The sequence below is a fragment of the Bradyrhizobium sp. KZN70725 genome (assembly GCF_055264925.1).
In genome coordinates this window covers 1-22,498 of record NZ_JBUYWT010000032.1, presented here as the reverse complement: position 1 = coordinate 22,498, position 22,498 = coordinate 1, and the positions used below count along the sequence as shown (strand labels likewise).

General features: G+C 64.3%; 22 protein-coding genes and 2 pseudogenes. 10 read left to right on the top strand and 14 right to left on the bottom strand.

The window, feature by feature from the left end:
- Positions 1-24 precede the first annotated feature (24 nt).
- From ACZBJS_RS26540 to ACZBJS_RS26515, 6 genes and pseudogenes are all read right to left on the bottom strand, one after another.
- A complete protein-coding gene (locus tag ACZBJS_RS26540) occupies positions 25-381 on the bottom strand; it encodes a DUF1428 domain-containing protein (protein ID WP_028335567.1) in 357 nt (118 codons plus the stop codon).
- A gap of 144 nt (positions 382-525) precedes the next feature.
- A complete protein-coding gene (locus ACZBJS_RS26535) occupies positions 526-1,263 on the bottom strand; it encodes a DUF899 domain-containing protein (protein ID WP_076824560.1) in 738 nt (245 codons plus the stop codon).
- A gap of 18 nt (positions 1,264-1,281) precedes the next feature.
- Positions 1,282-1,644 (bottom strand): annotated as a pseudogene (locus tag ACZBJS_RS26530) (SRPBCC family protein); the annotation flags it as partial.
- On the bottom strand, positions 1,629-2,084 hold the full coding sequence (locus ACZBJS_RS26525; RefSeq protein WP_225162100.1) for an ArsR/SmtB family transcription factor: 456 nt from the start codon (positions 2,082-2,084) through the stop codon (positions 1,629-1,631). The pseudogene ACZBJS_RS26530 and the gene ACZBJS_RS26525, both read right to left, overlap by 16 nt.
- Positions 2,085-2,214: 130 nt before the next feature.
- Positions 2,215-2,502, bottom strand: a complete 288-nt coding sequence (locus ACZBJS_RS26520; RefSeq protein ID WP_463439465.1) for a DUF3551 domain-containing protein — start codon at positions 2,500-2,502, stop codon at positions 2,215-2,217.
- Positions 2,503-2,673: 171 nt separating this feature from the next.
- Positions 2,674-3,645, bottom strand: coding sequence for a Bug family tripartite tricarboxylate transporter substrate binding protein (locus ACZBJS_RS26515; RefSeq protein ID WP_057015345.1), 972 nt, complete (start codon positions 3,643-3,645; stop codon positions 2,674-2,676).
- Positions 3,646-3,849: 204 nt separating this feature from the next.
- Here ACZBJS_RS26515 and ACZBJS_RS26510 point away from each other — a divergent pair, with 204 nt between their 5' ends.
- Both ACZBJS_RS26510 and ACZBJS_RS26505 read left to right on the top strand, forming a co-directional pair.
- Complete coding sequence (locus ACZBJS_RS26510) at positions 3,850-4,269, top strand: VOC family protein (protein WP_057015344.1); 420 nt, start codon at positions 3,850-3,852, stop codon at positions 4,267-4,269.
- Between the two features lie 209 nt (positions 4,270-4,478).
- Positions 4,479-6,059 carry an AMP-binding protein gene (locus tag ACZBJS_RS26505; RefSeq protein WP_316395127.1) on the top strand — a complete coding sequence of 527 codons (1,581 nt, stop codon included), beginning with the start codon at positions 4,479-4,481 and terminating at the stop codon, positions 6,057-6,059.
- Positions 6,060-6,161: 102 nt separating this feature from the next.
- Here ACZBJS_RS26505 and ACZBJS_RS26500 read toward each other — a convergent pair whose 3' ends face one another.
- From ACZBJS_RS26500 to ACZBJS_RS26485, 4 genes are all read right to left on the bottom strand, one after another.
- Positions 6,162-7,451: a cytochrome P450 gene (locus ACZBJS_RS26500; protein WP_463439464.1), complete on the bottom strand. Its 1,290-nt coding sequence runs from the start codon at positions 7,449-7,451 to the stop codon at positions 6,162-6,164.
- 151 nt (positions 7,452-7,602) lie between these two features.
- Complete coding sequence (locus tag ACZBJS_RS26495) at positions 7,603-8,700, bottom strand: HD-GYP domain-containing protein (RefSeq protein WP_076824550.1); 1,098 nt, start codon at positions 8,698-8,700, stop codon at positions 7,603-7,605.
- Positions 8,701-8,990: 290 nt separating this feature from the next.
- The gene (locus tag ACZBJS_RS26490) at positions 8,991-11,276 is read right to left on the bottom strand and encodes a xanthine dehydrogenase family protein molybdopterin-binding subunit (protein ID WP_168856618.1); all 2,286 of its coding nucleotides are present in this window, start codon (positions 11,274-11,276) and stop codon (positions 8,991-8,993) included.
- On the bottom strand, positions 11,273-11,764 hold the full coding sequence (locus tag ACZBJS_RS26485; protein ID WP_026192016.1) for a (2Fe-2S)-binding protein: 492 nt from the start codon (positions 11,762-11,764) through the stop codon (positions 11,273-11,275). Before ACZBJS_RS26485 ends, ACZBJS_RS26490 begins: the two co-directional genes overlap by 4 nt.
- 321 nt (positions 11,765-12,085) lie before the next feature.
- Between ACZBJS_RS26485 and ACZBJS_RS26480 the strand changes: the two genes are divergently transcribed.
- From ACZBJS_RS26480 to ACZBJS_RS26470, 3 genes are all read left to right on the top strand, one after another.
- Complete coding sequence (locus ACZBJS_RS26480; RefSeq protein ID WP_057015340.1) at positions 12,086-12,874, top strand: alpha/beta fold hydrolase; 789 nt, start codon at positions 12,086-12,088, stop codon at positions 12,872-12,874.
- Positions 12,871-13,206, top strand: coding sequence for a hypothetical protein (locus ACZBJS_RS26475; RefSeq protein ID WP_057015339.1), 336 nt, complete (start codon positions 12,871-12,873; stop codon positions 13,204-13,206). Before ACZBJS_RS26480 ends, ACZBJS_RS26475 begins: the two co-directional genes overlap by 4 nt.
- Before the next feature lie 134 nt (positions 13,207-13,340).
- On the top strand, positions 13,341-14,015 hold the full coding sequence (locus ACZBJS_RS26470; RefSeq protein ID WP_057015338.1) for a dienelactone hydrolase family protein: 675 nt from the start codon (positions 13,341-13,343) through the stop codon (positions 14,013-14,015).
- A 131-nt stretch (positions 14,016-14,146) separates the two neighbouring features.
- On the opposite strand, the gene ACZBJS_RS26465 is transcribed toward ACZBJS_RS26470, so the two are convergent.
- The 3 genes from ACZBJS_RS26465 to ACZBJS_RS26455 all read right to left on the bottom strand — a co-directional run bounded on the left by ACZBJS_RS26465 (position 14,147) and on the right by ACZBJS_RS26455 (position 16,180).
- Positions 14,147-14,902 carry a polysaccharide biosynthesis/export family protein gene (locus tag ACZBJS_RS26465; protein WP_168856621.1) on the bottom strand — a complete coding sequence of 252 codons (756 nt, stop codon included), beginning with the start codon at positions 14,900-14,902 and terminating at the stop codon, positions 14,147-14,149.
- Between the two features lie 173 nt (positions 14,903-15,075).
- Complete coding sequence (gene msrA / locus ACZBJS_RS26460; protein WP_316395115.1) at positions 15,076-15,732, bottom strand: peptide-methionine (S)-S-oxide reductase MsrA; 657 nt, start codon at positions 15,730-15,732, stop codon at positions 15,076-15,078.
- 130 nt (positions 15,733-15,862) lie between these two features.
- The gene (locus ACZBJS_RS26455) at positions 15,863-16,180 is read right to left on the bottom strand and encodes a hypothetical protein (protein WP_016842666.1); all 318 of its coding nucleotides are present in this window, start codon (positions 16,178-16,180) and stop codon (positions 15,863-15,865) included.
- A gap of 372 nt (positions 16,181-16,552) precedes the next feature.
- Between ACZBJS_RS26455 and rpsT the strand changes: the two genes are divergently transcribed.
- The 5 genes from rpsT to recF all read left to right on the top strand — a co-directional run bounded on the left by rpsT (position 16,553) and on the right by recF (position 22,383).
- The gene (gene rpsT / locus ACZBJS_RS26450; protein WP_057015335.1) at positions 16,553-16,819 is read left to right on the top strand and encodes a 30S ribosomal protein S20; all 267 of its coding nucleotides are present in this window, start codon (positions 16,553-16,555) and stop codon (positions 16,817-16,819) included.
- Between the two features lie 1,227 nt (positions 16,820-18,046).
- Entirely contained in the window at positions 18,047-19,477 is a 1,431-nt protein-coding gene (gene dnaA, locus ACZBJS_RS26445) for a chromosomal replication initiator protein DnaA (protein WP_057015334.1), read from the top strand.
- 264 nt (positions 19,478-19,741) lie between these two features.
- Positions 19,742-20,860 carry a DNA polymerase III subunit beta gene (gene dnaN, locus ACZBJS_RS26440; protein WP_176534718.1) on the top strand — a complete coding sequence of 373 codons (1,119 nt, stop codon included), beginning with the start codon at positions 19,742-19,744 and terminating at the stop codon, positions 20,858-20,860.
- A gap of 52 nt (positions 20,861-20,912) precedes the next feature.
- Positions 20,913-21,200: a GIY-YIG nuclease family protein gene (locus ACZBJS_RS26435; RefSeq protein ID WP_057015332.1), complete on the top strand. Its 288-nt coding sequence runs from the start codon at positions 20,913-20,915 to the stop codon at positions 21,198-21,200.
- Positions 21,201-21,246: 46 nt separating this feature from the next.
- On the top strand, positions 21,247-22,383 hold the full coding sequence (recF, locus tag ACZBJS_RS26430; RefSeq protein ID WP_463439463.1) for a DNA replication/repair protein RecF: 1,137 nt from the start codon (positions 21,247-21,249) through the stop codon (positions 22,381-22,383).
- Between the two features lie 17 nt (positions 22,384-22,400).
- Here the strand turns inward: recF and ACZBJS_RS26425 are convergent.
- A pseudogene (locus tag ACZBJS_RS26425) lies at positions 22,401-22,498 on the bottom strand (IS5/IS1182 family transposase); the annotation flags it as partial.

The window sequence follows — 22,498 nt, the reverse complement described above, 5'->3', positions numbered from 1 at the left end:
GGATTGCGGCGAAACCGTGCCGCGTCAGACCTTCACCAGGCTGGCGAAGCCGCCATAGATCATCCGCTTGCCGTCGAACGGCACGTCACCCATGCTCATCGATGCCAGGCGCGGATCGGCCATCACCTTGGCGTTGATCCGGTCGCGCTGGGCGCGCGACTTGTAGGTGATCCAGGCAAACACGACGGTTTCGCCGGCCTTCAGTTTCACGCTCTGCGGAAACGAGGTCAGCTTGCCCGGCTTGACGTCGTCGGCGACCCATTCGCGATAATCCAACGCGCCATACTCGCGCCAGACCTTGCCGGCCTTCTTCGAGAGTTGCGCATAGGCTTTGAGTTTCTTCTTCGGCACGGCGACGATGAATCCATCGACGTAAGGCATTGGGCGGTTTCCTGCTGTTTGGGCTCCCTGTCATTGCGAGCGCCAGCGAAGCAATCCATCTCTCCAAACGCTGAAGATGGATTGCTTCGTCGCTTCCACGCAAAATTGCCCTGCAATTTTGTCGCGAGCCCCTCGCAATGACGATCAGCTGTGACAGCAGGATGCCTGAACCGGCGCCGGTTGGTACTGGTCACGTAGCCGCACCCAATCCATCGGATAGGGCAATCCTTCCTCGTGGCGGCCGAGTGGCGTCAGGTCGAGATAGTGATAGGCGGCATTCATCATGTCGAGGCCGCGCGCGAAGGTCGAGTAAGTGTGGAACACGCTCCCTGTCTCATCGCGGAAGAACACGCTGATGCCGGGCAGTTCGGGACCATAGAGCGGCGTCGTTCCATAATTGTATTTCGCGTTCCCCGCATCGATCTGCGCTTGCGTGAACGACACGCCGTAATCGTAGTTGAAGTCGCTCTCTCCCGAGGAGACCCAGTCGAAGGTCCAGCCCATCCGCGCCTTGAATGCGTCGAGCTTGACGAGCGGCGCCCGCGAGATCGCGATCATCGTGGTGTCGCGCGCGGCGAGATGCGGAACCATGCGCTCGAAACCGTCGGCCCAGAACGAGCAGTTCTTGCACGCCGCGTCCCACTCCGGCGCGAACATCACATGCTGCACCACGAGTTGCGGCCTGCCCATGAAGAGATCGCCGAGCGTCATTTTGCCGCCCGGCCCGTCGAACACATAGTCCTTGTCGACCTTGACCCAGGGCAGTTCGCGGCGCTGCCGGCTGAGCGCTTCGCGGGCCTGGGTCAGTTCCTTCTCACCGGCCATCAGCGCCTTGCGGGCTGCGATCCATTCTTCACGCGAGACGATCATGTGCTGTTGCATGGGATGCTCCTTTGCAGGTCAGGCGTCGACGAAGCTTTCCAGATTGCCGAGGAATGCGGTCCAGCCGCGCTGGTGGTTGTCGCGGGCGGTCTCATCGACGAACTGCGCGTGATGGAAGGTGAGCAACGTACCGCCGGCATCGGGCTTGATCGATATCGTTACCTCGGATTCGCGTTCGGGCGTCGAATGCCAGGCCCAGCTGAACACCAGCTTCTCGTTCGGCACCACCTCACGATAGACGCCGCCGACCTCGTGATATTCGCCGTTGGTGCCGATGAATCCGATGCGATAGCGTCCGCCGACGCGGACATCGAGCTCCGCACGCGTCGTGGCCGGCTTGACCCCACCCGGTCCGAACCACTGCGCTAGATTTTCCGGCTCGGTCCACGCGGCGTAGACTTTTTCCGGCCGCGCGCGGAGGCGCCGCGTGAGGGTGAGGCTTGGGCGCGCGGCGAGGCCGGCGTCGGCGGCGACTGCGGATTGGTTTGCCATGGTTCTTCCTCCACAAAGGCTGCAAGGCGGTCGAGATTGTCGGACCAGAATTGCGCATAGCGATTGAGCCAGTTCATCGCCTGCTCCATCGGCCGTGCGGTGAGCCGGCACGCCACCGTGCGGCCGGTCTTTTCGCGCGCGACGAGACCCGCATCGGTGAGCACGTCGAGATGCTTCATGATCGCCGGCAGCGACATCGCGAATGGCTGCGCCAGCTCGCTCACCGACAGGCTTTCCTGGTCGCCGAGCCGCGCCAGCAGCGCGCGACGGGTGGGATCGGAAAGCGCCGCAAAGGTGCGGTCCAGCGTCTCATCCTGATACTTAACCATTTGGTTTAGTATAGGCGCAAACGGCGTGACGTCAAGTGCGCGGCTTCACGATCACGTCAGCATGGACCCGACGCGAGGGACGAACGTCAGGAACAGTGGCGACAGACTGCCTTGCGGTGATGCCGCAACGCTAGTCGGGATAAACGGTCCGGTGCCGACGCTGATAGCGGCCCAGTAGTGGCGGCGGCGGTTCGCTGAACAGGAAGCGCGGATTCTCGCCGCAATAGAGATAGCGGCCGGACACGCTCGCGAGGCATTGCTGGTAGGTCCGGTAAGCGCATTCGCCGGGATAACCCAGGCTCGGGCCCTGCGCGCACCATGGGTAGTCATAAGGATCGGCGGAAGCGGGCGTGATACTCGCCGCGCCTGCGAGCGTCATCGTTCCCAGAACAAGCATTGCCAATCCCGATGCGCGCATGATCCGGCTCCTCGGACGCCGCAGTTAGCCAGGTGCGGCATCTTTGATAAGGTTCCTGAAGGTCATTTTATTCCGCGTCAAGGCCGACGAAACCGGCTTCGGCCAGGGACCGGCTGTACCACGCGGGCCACGTTTGTCCCGCGCGATCCAGCATCGCGCCTCTTGCGAGGCCTACTCGACCTTGAGGCCGGCAAACTCGACCACCTTCTTCCACTTGTCGGTCTCGGCCTTGATGTCGTTGCCGAAGGCTTCCGGCGTCTGGATCAGCGGATCGCCGCCGAGCTCGACCAGGCGCTTCTTCATGTCGGGTTCGGCGAGCACGGCGTTGATCTCGGTGTTGAGCCTGGCGATAACTTCCTTCGGCATGTTCTTCGGCGCGCCCATGCCGAACAGCGCACTCGCCTCGTAGCCCTTTACGGTTTCGGCAACCGACGGAACATCGGGCAGTTGCGAGGATCGCTCCGTTGACGTCACAGCCAGCGCGCGCAGCGCGCCGGAGCGGATGTGCTGGATGATCGAGGGCATGTTGTCGAAGATCACCTGCACCTGGCCGCCGAGCATGTCGGTGATCGCGGGCGCGGCGCCGCGATACGGCACATGCTGCATCTTGCAGCCGGTCATCGCCATGAACATCTCGCCGGAGAGATGCACCGAGGTGCCGTTGCCGGAAGAGGCCATGTTCACCTTGCCGGGATTGGCCTTCACATATTCGATGAACTCGGCGACGGTCTTGGCCGGTACGTCCTTGTTGACGGTCATCACGTTCGGCACGCGATTGAAGGAAGCAACCGGCGCGACGTCGCGCACGAAGTTGAACTTCAGATTGGCGTAAAGCGAGGCGTTGATGTAATTGGCCGGATTGACCAGCAGCACGGTGTAGCCGTCCGGCTCGGCATTGATCGCCGCCTCGGTGCCGATATTGTTGCCGGCGCCCGGCTTGTTCTCGATCACGAATTGCTGCCCGAGCCTCTCCGACAGCCGCTGCCCGACCAGGCGCGCGATGATGTCGGTGGCGCCGCCCGGCGGATAACCCACGATCCAGCGCACCGGCCGCGCCGGATAGTCGGCAGCGGAAGCGCGGCCGATCGCGAATGTCGAAATCCCCGACCCGATCAGGCCCAGCGCGGTACGGCGTGAAATCATGAAGTTTCTCCCAATCTAGCAGGGTTTGGCGCCCTGCCCGTTTCTGTTGCGTTGCGTGCGGCGCGGTTTTAACAAACAATGCCTGAAGCGACCAGTGCGACACGTGCGCCGCCGACCGCGACGAAAGACTAAGCTTCGGCTCTGATCGCACCAGAACCGGCGACCACATCGCTCGAAAGCACTCTGGACCGAAGAGGATCGATCATGTCCGTCAAGGTGAATGGGCTCGACCATCTCGTGATCAACGTCACCGATGTCGTGCGCTCGGTTGCCTGGTACAGCAGGATCCTCGGCATGGAGGTGAAGGTGTTCGACCCCGGCAAGGGCAAGACACCGCGCACCTCGCTGGTGTTCGGCAACCAGAAGATCAATGTGCGGCCGCGCGATGCCGACAAGGTGGACTGGTTCACCGCCGATCACGAGGCGGCCGGCAGCGACGATCTCTGCTTCCTCACTTCGAGCACGCCCGAGGAAGTGGTCGCACATCTGAAGGCCAATGGCGTCAGGATCGAGGAAGGCCCGGTGGCGAAGCAGGGCGCGCGCGGCACGCTGCGCTCGGTCTATTGCCGCGACCCCGACGGCAGCCTGATCGAGATCTCGTCGTACGAGAAGAACGCGACCTAGCTTTCGTTCGTCCTTGCGAGCCGGCGCGGCGTGCGAAGGCGCGCCCGATAACGGATGCTGCGAATAAATTGATCTCTTCCGTGCGGCGGAACAGATTGCTTCAGCGCAAAACCGCTTTGCAAATCCCGATTTGCTCTCGGCGCACGCCGATGGCAGAACTGCTCCCAACCAAGACCAAGGGCGGCCGACAAGGCTGCGCGGGAGGACATATGGCCAACTCGAATCCAGCACCAGGCATCGTGGGACCGTTTGCGGGGCTCGACGTACCATGGCTGCTGCGGATGCGCGCCGAGGTGCGCCGCGACCATCCATTCCTGATCTGGGCGCCGTTCGACACGCCGGCACGGCGCTGGAGCTACGGCGAATTCCATGAGCGGGTCGGCGCGCTGGCTGCGGGCCTTGCGAAGCGCGGCATCCGGCAAGGCGACTACGTCCTGATCCATCTCGACAATTGCGTCGAGGCGATCATGTCGTGGTTCGCCTGCGTCGAACTCGGCGCCATCGCGGTCACCACCAACACCCGTTCCGCCGCCGCCGAGATCGAATATTTTGCCGGCCATTGCGGCGCGGTCGCCGCGATCACGCAGCCGGCCTATGCAGAACTGATCGCCGCCAACTGCAGGAGCCTGCGCTGGATCGCGGTGACCTCGCACGACGCCGGGCAAGCGCCGGCACAGTCGCTTGCGCGCGGCGACAGCTTCGACGCGCTGTTTGCCGACAGCGCCGACCGGCCGCGTCGCCCGACCGATCCGCTCGCCCCCTGCAGCGTGCAATATACCTCCGGCACCACGTCGCGGCCGAAGGCGGTGCTGTGGACCCACGCTAACGCGCTGTGGGGCGCCAAGATCAACGCCGCGCATCAGGACCTGCACGCCTTTGACGTGCACCAGACCTATCTGCCGCTGTTTCACACCAACGCGCTGGCCTATTCGATGCTGGCGAGCCTGTGGGTCGGGGGCACCTGCGTGATCCAGCCGCGCTTCTCGGCGAGCCGCTTCTGGCCGGTGGCGATCGAGCATGGCTCGACCTGGACCTCGACGATCCCGTTCTGCATGAAGGCGCTACTGGAGCACGAGGTGCCGAAGGATCACAGGTTCCGGCTCTGGGGCACCGCCGTGAACGAGCCGCCGGCGTTCAGCGTGTTCGGCATCAAGATCATCGGCTGGTGGGGCATGACGGAGACCATCACCCACGGCATCATCGGCGAGGTCGATCAGCCCAACACGCCGATGTCGATCGGCCGCGCCGCTCCCGAATACGAAATCCGCATCGTCAATGACGACGGCGCGCCGACCGGGGTCGGCGAGACCGGCAACCTCCTGATCAAGGGAATCCCCGGCCTGTCGCTGTTCGCCGAATATCTGCACAACGAAAAGGCCACGCGCGAGAGCTTCGACGAGCACGGCTATTTCATCACCGGCGACCGCGTCACGATGCTGGAGCGCGGCTACATCAAGTTCGGCGACCGCTCCAAGGACATGCTGAAGGTCGGCGGCGAGAATGTCGCGGCCTCCGAGATCGAACAGGTGATCGCGGTGGTGCCGGGCGTACGCGAAGCCGCCGTGGTGGCGAAGAAGCATCCGATGCTGGACGAGGTCCCGGTCGTCTTCATCATCCCGCAGGCTGGCGTCGCCAAGCTGCCCGTCGACCTCCACGACAACGTCATGGCCGCTTGCCGTGCAGGCCTCGCCGACTTCAAGCTGCCGCGCGAAATCCGCTTTGTCGAGGAGATGCCGCGCTCGACGCTGGAGAAGGTCGCGAAGGCGGAGCTCAGGAAGATGCTGGAGTGAGGCGGACTTGATCGCGTCATTCCGGGGCGATGCGTTAGCATCGAACCCGGAATCTCGAGATTCCGGGCCTGGTCCTTCGGACCATCCCGGAATGACAAGTACTCAATTCACCTCGAACCGGATCGGCAGCTTCTTCGGGCCATTGACGAAATAGGCTTGGGTCATCTTCACCTCGCCGTCGAGCGACAGCGACTTCAGGTGGGGAAGCAGCTCCTCGAACAGGATGCGCATCTCGAGCTTGGCGAGGTACTGACCGAGACAGAGATGCGCGCCATAGCCGAACGCGACATGGCGGTTGGGCTTGCGGTCGCTGCGGAAGCGATCGGGGTCCTCGAACACCTCCTCGTCGCGATTGCCCGAGGCGTAGCACAGCATCAGCCAGTCGCCCTTGGCGATCTTGCGGCCGCCGAGCTCGGTATCCGCGGTGGCCGAGCGCATGAAATGCTTGACCGGCGTCATCCAGCGGATCGACTCGTCGACCAGGCCCGGAATCAGGTCCGGATTGGCCTTCACCTTGGCGAATTCCGCGGGGTCCCTGGCCAGCGCCCAGATCGCGCCGGCGGTCGAGGATGAGGTGGTGTCGTGGCCCGCCGTCGCGACGATCATGTAATAGCTGGTCTGATCGTGCTCCGGCATGTACTCGCCGCCGATCTTCGCGTTGGCGATGACGGTGGCGAGATCGTCGCGCGGGTGCTGGCGGCGATCCTCGGTGATCTTGCGGAAGTAGGCGGAGAAGTCGGCGATGATCGCCTGCAACATCGCGGAGACCTGCTCCGCGCTCAGCGCGTCGCGGACGCGCGCGGTGTCGGGATCCTGCGGCCCGAACAGTTCCTGGGTCAGCTTGAGCATGCGCGGCTCGTCCGCCTCGGGCACGCCGAGGATCTCCATGATGACGTGCAGCGGATAGCCGAGCGCGACATCCTCGACGAAGTCGCAGGCGCCGCCCCTCGCGAGCATGCGTTGCACCGTGGCGCGCGCGATCTCGCGGACGCGGGCCTCGAACTTGCCGAGATTGGCCGGCATGAACCAGCCTTGCGTCAGCGCGCGATATTTCGGGTGGTCTGGCGCGTCCATCTGCACCAGCGAGCGCACCAAATTGGGCCCGCCGGTGATCTTGCGAACGCGCTCCTCGAGCGCCTGCGTCGTCAGGGTGGTCGGCCGATCGGCGTTGTGGAACAGCTCGTTCTGCCGGCTGATCGCCTGGATATGCGCGTGCTTGGTCACCACCCAGAACGGGTCGAACTTCTCGGGCCGCGCGATGCCGAGCGGGTTGTTGGCGCGCAGCCAGCGATAGCTGTCGTGGATGCGGTCGTCCGCATAGGCGACGGGATCGACGAGGGTTGCCGCGACGTCGGCGGGGATGTCGAAATCCCCGGTCGTTGCCGTATCCATGATCGTCCTCACCCGTCGGAGCATCGGTCTTGCCGATGATCACCGGAATCTAGGCGGAGGTAAGGAGCACGACTTGCGTTGATTGGCTAGAGCCGTCGCCTCAGCCGGCATTGCGACGACGAAGCGACGTAGCAATGACGGGGTTGAGGACTCAATAGTGCCCGAACGCCACCGGGCGGAACGCCTGCAGCAATTGCTGGTCGAGCTTGCCGCCCATCTCCTCCATCATGGAGAACGCCTTGGCGTGGGTGAACTGCAGCCGGTAGGCGCGCTTCTCGACCAAAGCGGCATAGACGTCGACGATCGTGGTGACGCGGACGATGTCGCTGATTTGGTTGCCGCTGAGGCCGTTCGGATAGCCGGTGCCGTCGAGGAATTCGTGGTGATGCAGGATCACGTCGAGCATTTCCGGCGGGAAGCCGCCCTGCGCGGACAGCGCCTCGTAGCCGCGGCGCGGATGCTCGCGCATCTCGGCCATTTCCTCCACCGTCAAGGCGCCGGGCTTGTCGAGCAGCGCGACCGGGACGAAGGCCTTGCCGACGTCGTGCAGCAGCGCGGCGCGGGCGAGCCGGCGCTGATCGTCCTCACGCATGCCGAGGTGCTGCGCGAACGCAACCGCAAAACCGGTCACGAACAGGCAATGGCGATAGGTCTCCTGGTGATGGCAGCCGACCGTGGTCAGCCATTCGCGCAGCGAGTTGTGCTTGATCGCCTTGAGGATCTTATTCTCGGCGGCGACGATGTCCTCGAACTTGAGCGGCTCCCCGGCGCGCATCCGCTCGAACATCTTGACCATCACGCCGTGCGCGGCTTCGACGCCGCGGTTGAGCGCCTTGCCGCGATCGGTCTCGTCATAGCCGCTGTCGTCGGGGAATGCGGCGCGGATGCGCTGCAGGATGCCGCGCGCATCGAACGGCCGCGAGATCGTGTCGGTGGCGCCGAGCGCCCAGGCCTGCATCGAGGCGTGATGCAAGGCGTCCGCCAGCACGAACAGCCGCGGCATCTCGCGATAGGCGTCGGCCTGCAGCTTGGCGCGGACGAGTTGCACGGCTTCGGGCGAGCGCAGATTGATGTCGACGACGATGCCGGAGAGATCGCGGGCCGGCTGCTCGGGAATGTCAGAGGTCGGAACGGTATCGACCTCGCCCACCGAGCGCAGGATGTTGGCGAGCTCATTGCTCTGATCGCTTCGATCTGACGCCAGCAGGAGGCGGCGCTTCGAAGTCTGGTTGTTGGCTAAGGCAGTCATGGCATCCCCGTCGCGGTAACGACCGACGCCGGACGCTACCTGACGATGCGTTCCCTCCGGCTTAATGGGGATGCTGAACGGCGCTTAAGCGCAATGGATACAATTTGAGGGATCGCCGAATCCGCCAGCAAAATCAGGCCGGCCGGAAATCGATGCAGTTGCGCAGATCGGCGGTGAATCATGAATTTCTGCGGCGTCGAAGTTGATGCCGTCACTGCCCGGCCGACGCGCGGAGCAAAGAAAAACGCCGGAGAGCTCGTGCTCTCCGGCGTTCTTGTTCGTTCAGGCCGTTACGCCTTCATCGCAGCCTTGACGGCTTCCGCGGTGATCGGCAGGCCGCGAACGCGGGCACCGACCGCGTTGAAGACGGCGTTGCCGATCGCCGGCGCCACCACCGTCACCGCGGGCTCGCCGACGCCGGTCGCCTTCTCGCCATTGGCGATGACGTTGACCGCGACTTCCGGCAGCTGGCTCATCCGAAGCGGCGTGTAGCTGTCGAAGTTGGTCTGCTCGATGCCGCCGTCCTTCAACGTCGCCTTCTCGAACAGCGCCAGCGACATGCCCCACAGCGCCGCGCCCTCGACCTGGGCGCGGATGCCGTCGGGATTCACCTGCGTACCAACGTCGGTCGCAACCGTCAGCTTCTTCACCGTCACCTCGCCCGACGGGGCGACCGCGACATGGGCGACGCAGGCGGTCCAGCTCGCCGTGGCGCGCTCCTGCGACGACACGCAGGCCACCCCCATGCCTTCGCCCTTGGGCAGCTGCTTGGTGCCGTAGCCGGCAAGGCCCATCGCAGCAAGCAAGGTGTTGCGGAGACGCTGCGCGCCGCCGTCATTCTTGCCCTTGCCGTCGAGCAACGAGATGCGCAGCTGCGCCGGGTCCTTGCCGGTCGCATGCGCAATCTCGTCGATCATGCTTTCGACCGCCCAGAACGTCCAGCCCGGCGCCACCGAGCGGAGCTGACCAGACGGGGTGGCGTTGTGCGCCATCTCGTTCTTGATCGCCCGCACATAGTGGTTGGGCACGGTGTAGAAGAAGTCCGCTCCGTTCACGGTGAAGGAGTCGAGCGGACCCTTCTTGTCGACCGACGGTGTGAGGAAATCGGGGATTCCCCAACGCGCGGTCGGCCAGGCCGAGACCACGTCGTGGCTCATCGCGACGATCTTGCCGTCGCCGTCCATGCCGGCCTTCACCTTCTGGTAGGTCAGCGGACGCGAGAAATCCATCGTCATGTCGTTTTCGCGCGTGTAGATGACCTTGACCGGCTTGCCGACGGCCTTCGCCGCCTGCACCGCGGGCACCATCATGTCGGCGTCGAGACGCCGGCCGAAACCGCCGCCCAGCCACATCTGGTGCATCACCACGAACTTCGGATCGATCCCGGCGGCGCCGGCCGCAATCGCGCCGGAGCGCGTCGCGAACTGGTTGCCGGAATAGATGTGCAGGATGTCGCCCTTGAACTCCGCGGTGGCGTTCATCGGCTCCATCGGCGCGTGGATGTTGATGTTGGTGGTGTATTCCGCCTCCAGCACCTTGGCCGCCGATCCGAAGGCCGCCTTGGGATCACCGTCCTTGACGAAGAACTGGCCGGAATCGTCCAGTCCCTGAAGCCGCTTGGCCTCGGCGAGCAGCGATTCGCTCGACAGCTTCGCGTTCGGACCGCCGTCATAGCTGATCTTCAGCGCCGCCGCGGCCTTCTTCGCCTGCGCATAGGTGTTGGCGACCGCGACGACCCAGCCGGTCGTGGTTGTGGTCTTGTCGTCGAGGGTGACGGCCTTGATGAAGCCGGGCAGCTTCTTGGCCGCGCTATCGTCGACCGACTTCACGGTGGCGCCGTAACGCACCGGTGGGGTAACCAGCGCGCCGTAGACCATGCCCGGCACCATCACGTCGATGCCGTACTTGGCCGTGCCGTTGGTCTTCGACGGGATGTCGAGTTGCGGCACCGAGACGCCGATCATCGTGTACTGGTCGGGCGTCTTGAGCTTGATCGCCTTCAGATCATCCGCCGTGAAGGTCTTGGTCGCCTTGCCGCTCTTCACCACTTCGGCGAACGACATCGACTTCTTCGACTTCGCATGGCTGATCCTGGAGTCACGTACCACCAGCTCGCCGGCCGGCACGCCCATGGAGGCCGCCGCCGCCTCGGTCAATGCAATGCGGCCGGCTGCGCCGGCGCGGCTCATCGCGTCGAAGTTCATCATCGTCGACCAGCTGCCGCCGGTGATCTGCGCGCCCAGCACGGGATCGTTGAACTTCGGATCGTTGGAGGCGAGTTGAACCCGCATGTCCTTCCAGTTCGCGCCGAGCTCTTCGGCCACGATCTGCGCCATGGTCGAGGCGACGTGCTGGCCCATGTCGGCCTTGCCGCAGGTCACGGTGACGAGACCGTCGGGCGCGATCGAATACCAGACGCTCGGCTCGAAGTTGGCGGGCGCGGGTGCCGCGAGCGCCTGATCGATGCCGGACCCGGCGTAGCCGAGCACGAGGCCGGTTGCAGCGGTGCCGACCAGGAAGGAACGGCGGCTGAGATCGGTCGTCTCTGGCGCGAGGTTTTTCACGTGCTTGTTCATGTGGCCCTCCGCTCGGATCCGGTGGCCGATGCGGTGCGCATGTCGGACGCAGCGCGCATGATCGCCTTCTGGATTCGTGAATAGGTCATGCAACGGCAGAGGTTGCCGTCCATATGCGCGACCACTTCTTCCTTGGTCGGGTTGGTGTTCTTCGACAGCAGTGCCGCCGCCTGCATGATCTGGCCGGACTGGCAGTAGCCGCATTGCGGCACCTGCTCGGCGACCCAGGCCTTCTGCAAGGGATGATCGCCCTTGGCGGAGAGGCCTTCGATGGTAGTGATCTTCTTGCCGACGGCGTCGGCGACCGAGGTCTGGCAGGACCGCACCGCTTCGCCGTTGACGTGAACCGTGCAGGCGCCACACAGACCGGCGCCGCAACCGAATTTGGTGCCCGTCATCTGCAATTGCTCGCGGATGACCCAAAGCAGCGGCGTGTCATTGGCCGCCTCGACGGACATATTCCGTCCGTTGATATTGAGATTTGGCATCTCTCTCCCCTTCCGGTGTAGGAAGCCGCTTACGGCGGCAACTCACTGTTGGGTCTTGGCCGGCGCCCACCGGGTAAGCGACAGTTGCCGAAACAATGATCCGGTTCCCGGCTGGAGGCAATCCAATTTGGAATTGCTCGAAAAGAATAAATTTCCGAAGATGCCTGTTGTGCGATGCGGCAACGGCATGACGCTTTTTGGAATGCCAGCGTTCGTGTCTAATCGCCAGGCGCTTGCTCAAAGCGTCGGCAGCAAGCACCGGCAACGCCGTCCGATGACAGCGGCAAGAGAAACACCGAGAAAAACACAAGGAGCCCGTCAATGGCCAAGCTCAACCGCAACGGCGTCGAGATCTACTACGAGGTTCACGGCAATGGCCCGCCGCTGATCCTGACCCACGGCTATTCCTCGACCTCGGCGATGTGGCAGGGCCAGATCGAGGCGCTGTCGCAACGGCACAAGCTGATCCTGTGGGACATGCGCGGGCACGGCCAGTCCGACTATCCCGACGATTCCGATGCCTATAGCGAAGCGCTGACGGTCGGCGACATCGCCGCTCTGCTCGACGCCGCCGGCGCCGACAAGGCGATCGTCGGCGGGCTGTCGCTCGGCGGCTACATGTCGCTCGCCTTTCATCGCGCCCATCCGGAGCGGGTGCGGGCGCTGCTGATCATCGACACCGGTCCGGGCTTCAAGAAGGACGACGCCCGTGAGGTCTGGAACAAGCGCGCCCGCGAGACCGGCGACCGCTTCGACCGCGAAGGGCTCGAGGTGCTTAGATCGTTGAGCGCCGAGCGCGCGTCGGTCACCCATCGCAACGCCAGGGGCCTCGCGCTCGCCGCGCGCGGCATGCTGGCACAGCGCGATGCACGGGTGATCGAATCGCTGCCCGGGATCCAGGTGCCAGCACTGGTTGTGGTCGGCGCCGACGACACGCCGTTCCTGGCGGCGTCCGACTACATGGCGGCAAAAATCCCCGGGGCGCGGAAGGCGGTGATTCCGAACGCCGGCCATGCCGTCAACATCGACCAGCCGCAGGCCTTCATCGCCGCGGTGCTGCCGTTCCTGGATGGCCTTGAAGCCGGCGCGCCGGGAAAGCCCGCGCCATGAAGACAATCGCCGTTGCCTTGTTGCTGACTGCGGCGACGACAGGGGCGAGCGCGCAGAAGCTGCCGTTCGTCACAGCCCCGTCCACTTTCACTGCGACGTTGTCGAACACCACGCCGCTGGTGTTCGGCATGGGCGTTGCGGACGCGCAGCGCGCGCTCGGCACGCCTTTCACCTATGTCAGCGGACGGCCCGGCAACGAGATCTTCCTGACCTTCCGCGACCTCGGCGGCAGCGGGCTGTTTCCGCACCACGACCGCCTCTTCCTGCAATTCCGCAAACACCGGCTGACCGGCTGGAAGGCCGACTGGGGCGAGAACTGGATGTGGCGCTAGAGCATGGTCCGGAAAAGTGCGAAGCGGTTTTCCGAAACGGCCATGTTCAAACGAAGAGCCAAAGCGCGACGACGATGTCATCGCGCCTCATCATCGAGAGCTTCATGCACCCCCCAAACTGACAAGGATGGACCATGGGACAAGACATCAAACTCAAAGCTTCGGACGGATTTGAACTCGGCGCCTACCGCGCCGATCCTGCCGGCGCGCCGAAGGGCGCGGTCGTCGTGATCCAGGAGATTTTTGGCGTCAATCACCACATCCGCTCGGTCTGCGACCGGCTGGCGAAGGAAGGCTATGTCGCGGTTGCACCTTCGATCTTCGACCGCATCACGCCGAACTTCCAGAGCGGCTATTCCCCCGACGAGATCGCCGAGGCGCGGAAGTTCGTCGCCAATCCGGACTGGGCCGCGATGCTGCGCGACAGCCAGGCGGCGATCGACGCGGCGAAGCCGGCCGGTCCGGTCGGCATCATCGGCTTCTGCCTCGGCGGCAGCGTCGCCTATGCTGCCGCCACCAAGCTGGCCGGGCTGTCAGCCGCGGTCGGCTATTACGGCGGCGCCGTCGTGCGCTTCGCCGACGACAAGCCGGCGGTACCGACGCAGCTGCATTTTGGCGAGAAGGATGCCGGCATTCCCTTGGGCGATGTCGAGACCATCAAGTCGAAGCGGCCCGAGGTCGAGGTCTTCATCTATCCCGGCGCGCAGCACGGCTTCCATTGCGACGAGCGCGCCAGCTACGACAAGGCAAGCGCCGACATCGCCTGGCCGCGCAGCATGGAGTTTTTCGCAAAGCATCTGAAGAAGTGACGCTGCAAGCGTCATTCCGGGGCGATGCGCAGTATCGAACCACAGATGCGCAATTGCGCATCGGGGAATCTCGAGGTTCCGGGTCTGGTGCTAACGCACCATCCCGGAATGAAGAAGGACACTATCCTTCTTCAGAACCAGCGCTCGCCGACGAATACCGTATCGCCCGGGCTCATCGGCGTGCCCAGCGGCACCACAAAGCGCCCGGAGCCGGACGCATCGGTGTGGGTCAGCGTCACGCTGTCGCGGCGGGCACGCGGCGAGAAGCCGCCGGCAATCGCGACCGCGCTCTCGACCGTCATGTTCGGCACGTAGGGATATTGGCCGGGGGCCTGGACTTCGCCGAGGATGAAGAACGGACGATAGGACTCGATCTCGACCGCCACCGAAGGCTCGCGGATATAGCCGTTGCGCAGCCGTGCCGAGATTTCGCCGGCAAGCCCGGCCGGCGTGCGGCCGCGCGCCGGCACCGAGCCGATCAGCGGCATGGTGATCGCGCCCGCGGCGTCGATCGCATAGGAATTGGTCAGGCCTTCCTGGCCGTAGACCACCACGCGAAGCTTGTCGCCGGGGCCAAGGTGATAGCCGTTGTCGTAACCGGCGGGGGGTCCACCCGGGGAGGCGGCGGCATAGACGACCGGGGCGGCGGCCGGTGCGGCATAGCCATAACCAGGGGACGTGCTGGCGAAGGCGGAACGCAATGCGCTGATCGCACCGCCGCCGCCTGCATCGGCAACCGGAGCGGGTGCGTAGGCCGGGCCGTAGGTGACGGCATCGACGCCTTGCGGGCCGACGGCGACGGGACCGGACGTGCTCATGCAACCAGACAGCGCGAGCGCAGCCACAACGGCAGTGATCGGCAATCGTAACGCGCGTGCAACCGGCACCGGACCTATCCCTCAACGGCGAGACAGGCCCAGTCTTGCACCACTTATGGTTAACAAAGGGTTTTCGAGGATCGAGCGGGAGGCCGGAACAGCCGGCCTCCCATTGGCTTGGAGCCGTGCCCGGGAAGAGCGCAAACCGGCTTTCCAGAGCGAGCTCTTTCTCAACAAGACGATCAGGCGGTGACGCCGACGCCGATCGGGCAGGACACGCCGGTGCCGCCGAGCCCGCAATAGCCCGCCGGATTCTTGGCGAGGTATTGCTGGTGATAGTCCTCGGCGAAGTAGAATTCACCGGCTGGCGCGACCTCGGTGGTGATGGCGCCGAGGCCCTTGGCGGCAAGCGCCTTCTGATACATCGCCTGCGACTCATCGGCGGCTTTGCGCTGCGCGTCGCTGAACGTGTAGATCGCGGAGCGATATTGCGTGCCGATGTCGTTGCCCTGGCGCATGCCCTGCGTCGGGTTGTGGTTCTCCCAGAACGTCTTCAGCAGCCTCTCGTAGGAGATCTTCTTCGGGTCGAACACGACCAGCACCACTTCGGTGTGGCCGGTGCGCCCCGAGCATACTTCCTCATAGGTCGGGTTCGGCGTGTGGCCGCCGGCATAGCCGACCGCGGTGGTGTAGATCCCCTCGCCGAGTTCCCAGAACTTGCGCTCCGCGCCCCAGAAGCAGCCGAGCCCGAACACCGCCTGCTCGAGGCCTTGCGGATAAGGCGGCTGCAACTTGCTGCCATTGACGAAATGGGTGATCGCGGTCGGGATCGGCGGCGCGCGGCCCGGCAACGCCTCGGCGGCGCTTGGCAACGCAGTGGTCTTGCGCATGAACAACATGGACACCTCCAGGCGGGACATCGGCCGACGCGGCAACGGCCTGCGGGCCGGCTGTCACCTATATATGTCCTTACGCGGATGATGGCAGCCCCGTTACGGGGCGGTGCAGCCAAGGAGGGCTGCCGACAAGTCAGTCGCGCGCGTAGCCGATCAGGGGCTTACGCGGCCGGAACAGGATCATCAGCAGGATGCCGGCAATGCCGAGCACCGCGAATACCGGCTGCTCCAGAAGCAGGCGGATCACGTCATTCCAGAGCCAGGGCGCGAAGCGATCCACCCAGGCATGGAATGCCTGCTGGCTCGACTGGTGGATGTCGTTCCAGAACTGGCCGAATTGGGTGAACCGCAGGCTCTGGTCGGCGACGTAGCGGGCCCCGTCATAGACCATGAAGATGAAGCTGCCGGCCAGCAGCAGAAGGCCGATCAGACGGAAAAAGCCGCGGATCATGCGTCACCCTAACTCCCAGTCGCGCCCACGCGTCGTCAGGCCTTACCGGGCGCCCCCCGGAAATTCAACCTCTTCAGCGGCTTATCCGGCCCCCGCAGGGACGATTTCGGGCCCTTTTGGGGTCCCGAAAGCGTTGACGCTTAAGCCCGCGCCATCTATAAGACCGACCGATGGCGGCGGGCGCAATCCTGCCGCCGCTGTTCTTTGGACAGTGTCGCATGCGGAGGCAGCATTTTGCGCTCTTCGCATGGCCGCCTCAAGGACACCCAAGAAAACCACCTTGGACAAATACATCAGAGTTGAGATTTGAACCGGCCGGTGCGCGCAAGCCCGACCACCGAGCGATCACCGCCGAAGGACAGTTAGAGAACCATGGCCAACACCACCTCCGCCAAGAAGGCGACCCGCAAGATTGCCCGCCGCACCATCGTCAACAAGTCGCGCCGCACGCAGATGCGTGGCGCGGTACGCACCGTCGAGGAAGCGATCAAGAGCGGCGACCGCGAGGCGGCACTGAAGGCGATGAGCCGCGCTGAGCCCGAGCTGATGAAGGCAGCACAGCGCAACATCATTCACAAGAACCTCGCGAGCCGTAAGGTGTCGCGCCTCACGCAGAGCATCGCCAAGCTCGCGAAGTAACGGCTTGCCACCAGAGCTGACTGGAAAACACATTTGTCACGAAGCCCGGCTCGCGCCGGGCTTTTTGTTTTTGTCTCGACTTTTGTCGTGGAAGTTTCATAGCGCGAGAACACTTCGCGTTGCCGCGCAACGAACTGCGTGTCATGTTTCGTCGCGTCCGTAGTTCTACCGGCTCGACATGCTTAACGCGCCGCACTCGCCCACAGATTGTTCTTCGCTAAGCTAGATAGATGGAATAGCGCGCGAGCATTTCGCGGACGAAACTTGCGAAGCGGGGTTACCCTGCAAAAGTAATCGAGAAAAATGACGTCTCGCGAATTACTTATGCACATAGCGCCGAACAGCGATTGGAAAAATGACCGGCGCGAGACCAAATGTAAATTTTCTATGAAAAATTTTTGGTATTGCACCGTCGTTTGTGACACGCGTGAATCTGTGCGCTGATTCAAAAACTTGCTTTCGCAACTCAGCATCGGCAACGCCGCAACAGTCGCGAAGAGTCTCGATCCCCGTCGAATCCACGGATTGTCAGAAAATCAGCTTGGTGTATTTATTTCTTGTTCGCGACGCCCACGGCTCTCCAGATCAGCGCGGTTTGAGACCCAGGGGCGGACGCACAAATCGGCGGCGGTGTGTGCGTTAGCGACGCTTTCCAAGCGAAGCTGAATTGACGGCTCATAGCGATATGAGGACGGTCGACCTGTGTCAAAATTTCTCCGGCGGTGTCCCCGGCAATTTGAGGGATCGAACAAGAGAGACCAGGACGTCAGTCGGAATTTGGCAGCGGGAACGCGGAGCGAGTGAACGGGTTGACGACGACACGGCGGCGGCGAAGCGCCGGGCATTTCGGTGTTCGGTAGCAGCAGTTCGAATTTGAAGACACGAGCAAGCTGACAACTTGCCGCGATACGTCGCGGCGGGAGGGGGAGGTCATATGGCTTACGGTATCATCACTGCAGTCGAACCAACGACAGCCGAAGCGCAAATTTCCAGTGGTGCCGTAATCAACCCCTCGGACGTCAGCTCCCACCCGAAGCGTCCGTCGAGTACGCGCTGACCTCGCGGGGCGCATCTTCTCCAAACAGCTGATCTGTCGGGTGGCGCATGGACGCCACACGGGAGAGCTTTGTCCGGAGCAGACCGCGCTCGCTAGAGGTCGCGCCGCGGCAGGAAACCTGCACGGCGCTTTCGCAACGATTATCTCTCAGACTTGGAAGTACGAAGGCAATGACGAACACGGAACAGGATCGCTGGTCGCGGGTGAAGGGACGTTTGCGGACGAGCGTTGGCGAGGACGTCTACACGAGCTGGTTCGCTCGGATGGATCTGGAGAGCGTGCACGACGAGAGCGTGCACCTGTCGGTTCCGACCCGGTTCCTCAAGAGCTGGATCCAGGCGCACTATGCCGAACGCGTGCTCTCCTGCTGGCAGGCCGAGATGCCCGAAGTGCATCGCATCGACCTCACCGTGCGCTCGGCAATCCGCGCGACGGCTCCGGTGAAGGAAACGGTTGCGCCCGTCGAAGTGCGCCGCATCGAGCGCACTGACGGCCGGCTCGTGCCTGAACTGCGCTCGGTTGCGACCGCGCCGGTGTCCGCGAGCCACGACGCGCTCGGCGGCTCGCCGCTCGATCCGCGCCTGACCTTCGCCAGCTTCGTCGTCGGCAGGTCCAACACGCTGGCTCATGCGGCGGCCCGCCAGGTCGCGGAAGGTCGCCGCGGCGATCCCGTGATGTTCAACCCGCTCTACATTCATGCCGGCGTCGGCCTCGGCAAGACGCATCTGCTGCAGGCGGTGACCTGGGCCGGCAATTCCGGCGGCGAGCGCAAGGTGCTGTATCTCACCGCCGAGAAGTTCATGTACGGCTTCGTCGCGGCGCTGAAGACGCAGACGGCGCTGGCCTTCAAGGAGGCGCTGCGCGGCATCGACGTGCTGGTCATCGACGATCTGCAGTTCCTGCAGGGCAAGTCGACGCAGGCCGAGTTCTGCCACACGCTGAACGCGCTGATCGATGCCGGCCGCCAGGTTGTGATCGCAGCCGACCGTCCGCCGTCGGATCTGGAAAGCCTCGACGACCGCGTGCGCTCGCGGCTCGCCGGTGGCCTCGTGGTCGAGATGGGCTCGCTCGGCGAGGAACTGCGGCTCGGCATCCTGAAGTCGCGCGTCGCCGCCGCCCGCGCCCACCATGCGAGCTTCGATGTACCGGAGGAAGTGCTCGACTATCTGGCGCGCACCATCACCCATAACGGCCGCGACCTTGAAGGCGCGATCAATCGCCTGCTGGCGCACTCCAAGCTCAACAACCAGCCGGTGACGCTGGAGATGGCCGAGCGCGAGGTGCGCGACCTGATCCGCCCACAGGAGCCGAAGCGGATCAAGATCGAGGACATCCAGCGCGTGGTCGCCCGGCAGTACAATGTCAGCCGCTCCGACTTGCTGTCGTCCCGCCGTACCGCCAATGTGGTACGCCCGCGCCAGGTCGCGATGTATCTGGCGAAGACGCTGACCTTGCGCTCGCTGCCGGAGATCGGCCGGCGCTTCGGCGGCCGCGACCACACCACGGTGTTGCACGCCGTGCGCAAGATTGAGGCACTGGTCGCCAAGGACACGGCGCTGTCGGAGGAAGTCGAATCGCTGAAGCGCCAGCTGCAGGAATAGGGCCGCTTCATCCGGCCGAATCGTTCCATAGCCCTCCCCTCGCCAAAGGGGAGGGCTAAACTTTTTTCCGACCCAAAACGTGGGGAACGGGGCTCGTTTCGCGCCCGTATCGCTTGCACCGGCCGCCCATCCGCGCCACCTTGCGGTCCCCCCGTGGGTTTGATCAAATCCGGTATTGATCCGGCTTTTCGGGTTTCCAATGCCGCGGCGCTGCCCTGAACGGCCGCCCGGCTTTTCCATCTGAGGGATCTGGCGGGTATTGCAATGAAGGTCACCGTCGAGCGCGCGCAACTCCTGAAATCGCTGGGTCACGTTCACCGCGTGGTCGAGCGCCGCAACACCATCCCGATCCTCGGCAACGTGTTGATCCGCGCCGAGGGCGCCAAATTGTCGCTGAAGGCGACCGACCTCGACCTCGAGGTGACGGAGACCTTGGCCGCCGAGACCGGAACCGCCGGATCGACCACGGTGCCCGCGCACATGTTCTACGACATCGTCCGCAAGCTGCCCGACGGCTCGCAGATCGTGCTGGAAGCCGACGGCGACCGCTCGGTGCTGGCCGTGCGTGCCGGCCGCTCGCGCTTCACGCTGCAGACGCTGCCCGAGAGCGACTTCCCGGGCCTTGCCGCCGGCGACATGACGCATTCGTTCTCACTGCCGGCGTCCGACATCAAGCGCCTGATCGACCGCACGCAGTTCGCGATCTCGACCGAAGAGACCCGCTACTACCTCAACGGCATCTATCTGCACGCGGCCGGCAGCGCCAAGGCGGCGACCCTGCGCGGCGTTGCGACCGACGGTCACCGGCTGGCGCAGATCGACCTCGCGCTGCCCAAGGGCGCAACCGGCATGCCCGGCGTGATCGTCCCGCGCAAGACGGTCGGCGAGGTGCAGCGGCTGATCGAGGGCGACGACGCCGAGATCTCGATCGAGCTGTCGGACGGCAAGATCCGCTTTACGCTCGGCAATGTGGTGCTGACCTCGAAGCTGATCGACGGCACCTTCCCGGACTACGGCCGCGTCATTCCGCAGAACAACGATAAGGAACTCGTCGTCGACAAGAAGGATTTCGAGGCCGCCGTCGACCGCGTCTCGACGATTTCCAGCGAACGCGGCCGCGCGGTGAAGCTCGCACTGTCCCCGGGCAAGCTGGTGCTCTCGGTCACCAACCCGGATTCCGGCAGCGCCACCGAGGAGCTCGAGGTCGAGTACGCCTCCGACGCGCTCGATATCGGCTTCAACTCGCGCTATCTACTCGACATCGCCGCCCAGATCGAGGGTGAGGTCGCAGTGCTGAAGCTCGCCGATCCCGGCTCGCCGACCCTTGTGCAGGACCGCGACAGCAAGGGCGCGCTCTACGTGCTGATGCCGATGCGGGTGTGATTCCTCCTTCTCGTCATGGCCGGGCTTGACCCGGCCATCCATCGAGCAAGAGATGACCTATTGGGTGTACATCCTCGCCAGCAAGCCCGGTGGAACCCTTTACGTCGGTGTAACCAATAATCTGGTCCAGCGCGTCTACGAGCATCGCGAAGGTCTGGCCGAGGGCTTTACCAAGAAGTACGGCATCAAGACGCTCGTCTATTTTGAGGCACACGAGACGATTGCCGCCGCACTTCAGCGCGAGAAGAATATCAAGCACTGGTCGCGTGAGTGGAAGATCGATCTGATCGTTGCCGGCAATCCCGACTGGAGAGACTTATATGATGAAATTGTCCGCTGACGCGGACGATGGATTGCCGGGTCAAGCCCGGCAATGACAAGGTAACATGACCCCGTCCCGCATTCACCGCCTGTCGCTGACGCATTTCCGCAATTACCGGACGGCGACGCTGCAGGTCGCCGGCGACATGGTGGTGCTGGTGGGGCCGAACGGCGCCGGCAAGACCAATTGCATGGAAGCGGTCTCGTTCCTGTCGCCGGGCCGCGGCCTGCGCCGCGCGACGCTGGAGGACATCGCCGACAACCAGGGCGACGGCTCCTGGGCGGTCTCCGCCGAAGTCGAGGGCGCGCTCGGCCTTGCGACGCTCGGCACCGGTATCGATCCGCCGACCGGCGACGCCGGCAGCGCGAGGCGCTGCCGCATCGACCGCGAACCGGTGGGGTCCGCAACCGCGTTCGGCGATCATCTGCGCATCGTGTGGCTGACGCCGGCGATGGACGGCCTGTTCATGGGCGCCGCCTCGGAACGGCGGCGCTTCTTCGACCGCCTGGTGCTGGCGATCGATTCCGAGCATTCCAGCCGCGTCTCCGCGCTGGAGCGATCGCTGCGCTCGCGCAACCGGCTGCTCGAGGTGCGCAACTATGACGACCATTGGTGTGATGCGATCGAGCGCGAGACCGCCGAGCTTGCGGTCGCGGTCGCCGCATCACGCGGCCAGACCGCCGCCAAGCTCGCCGCGATGCTGCGCGAGCGCGGCGCGGCCTCGGCCTTCCCCTCCGCCGAGATCATGCTCGACGGCTGGATGGAGAATGCGCTGCTGCAGGAGCCTGCAACGGCGGTGGAGGACCGCTACCGCGAGATCCTGCGCGCCAGCCGGCCGCGCGATGCCGCCGCCGGGCGCACGCTCGACGGCCCGCATCTGACCGATCTGCAGGTGGTCTACGCGCCGAAGAACATGCCGGCGCGTGACGCCTCGACCGGCGAGCAGAAGGCGCTCTTGATCGGGCTGGTGCTGGCGCACGCCACGATGGTCGCGGAGATGACCGGCATCGTGCCGCTGCTGCTGCTCGACGAGGTCGTCGCCCATCTCGATCCGAACCGCCGCAAGGCGCTGTTCGACGAGCTCGCCAAGCTCGGCGCGCAGGTCTGGATGACCGGCGCCGATCCCGCGGCGTTCGTCGATATCGGCCCGCGAGGAGAGATTTTCGACGTCGAATCCGGCCGCGCCACGCGGCGCGGCTGATTGGCTAGAGCCTGTCCTCAGTTGAGCAAGATGAAAGCTGAGGCCAAGTGGATGCCGGCGAGAAAGTTTCTGGCGAGTTTGTCGTAGCGGGTCGCGATAGCGCGAAAGTGCTTGA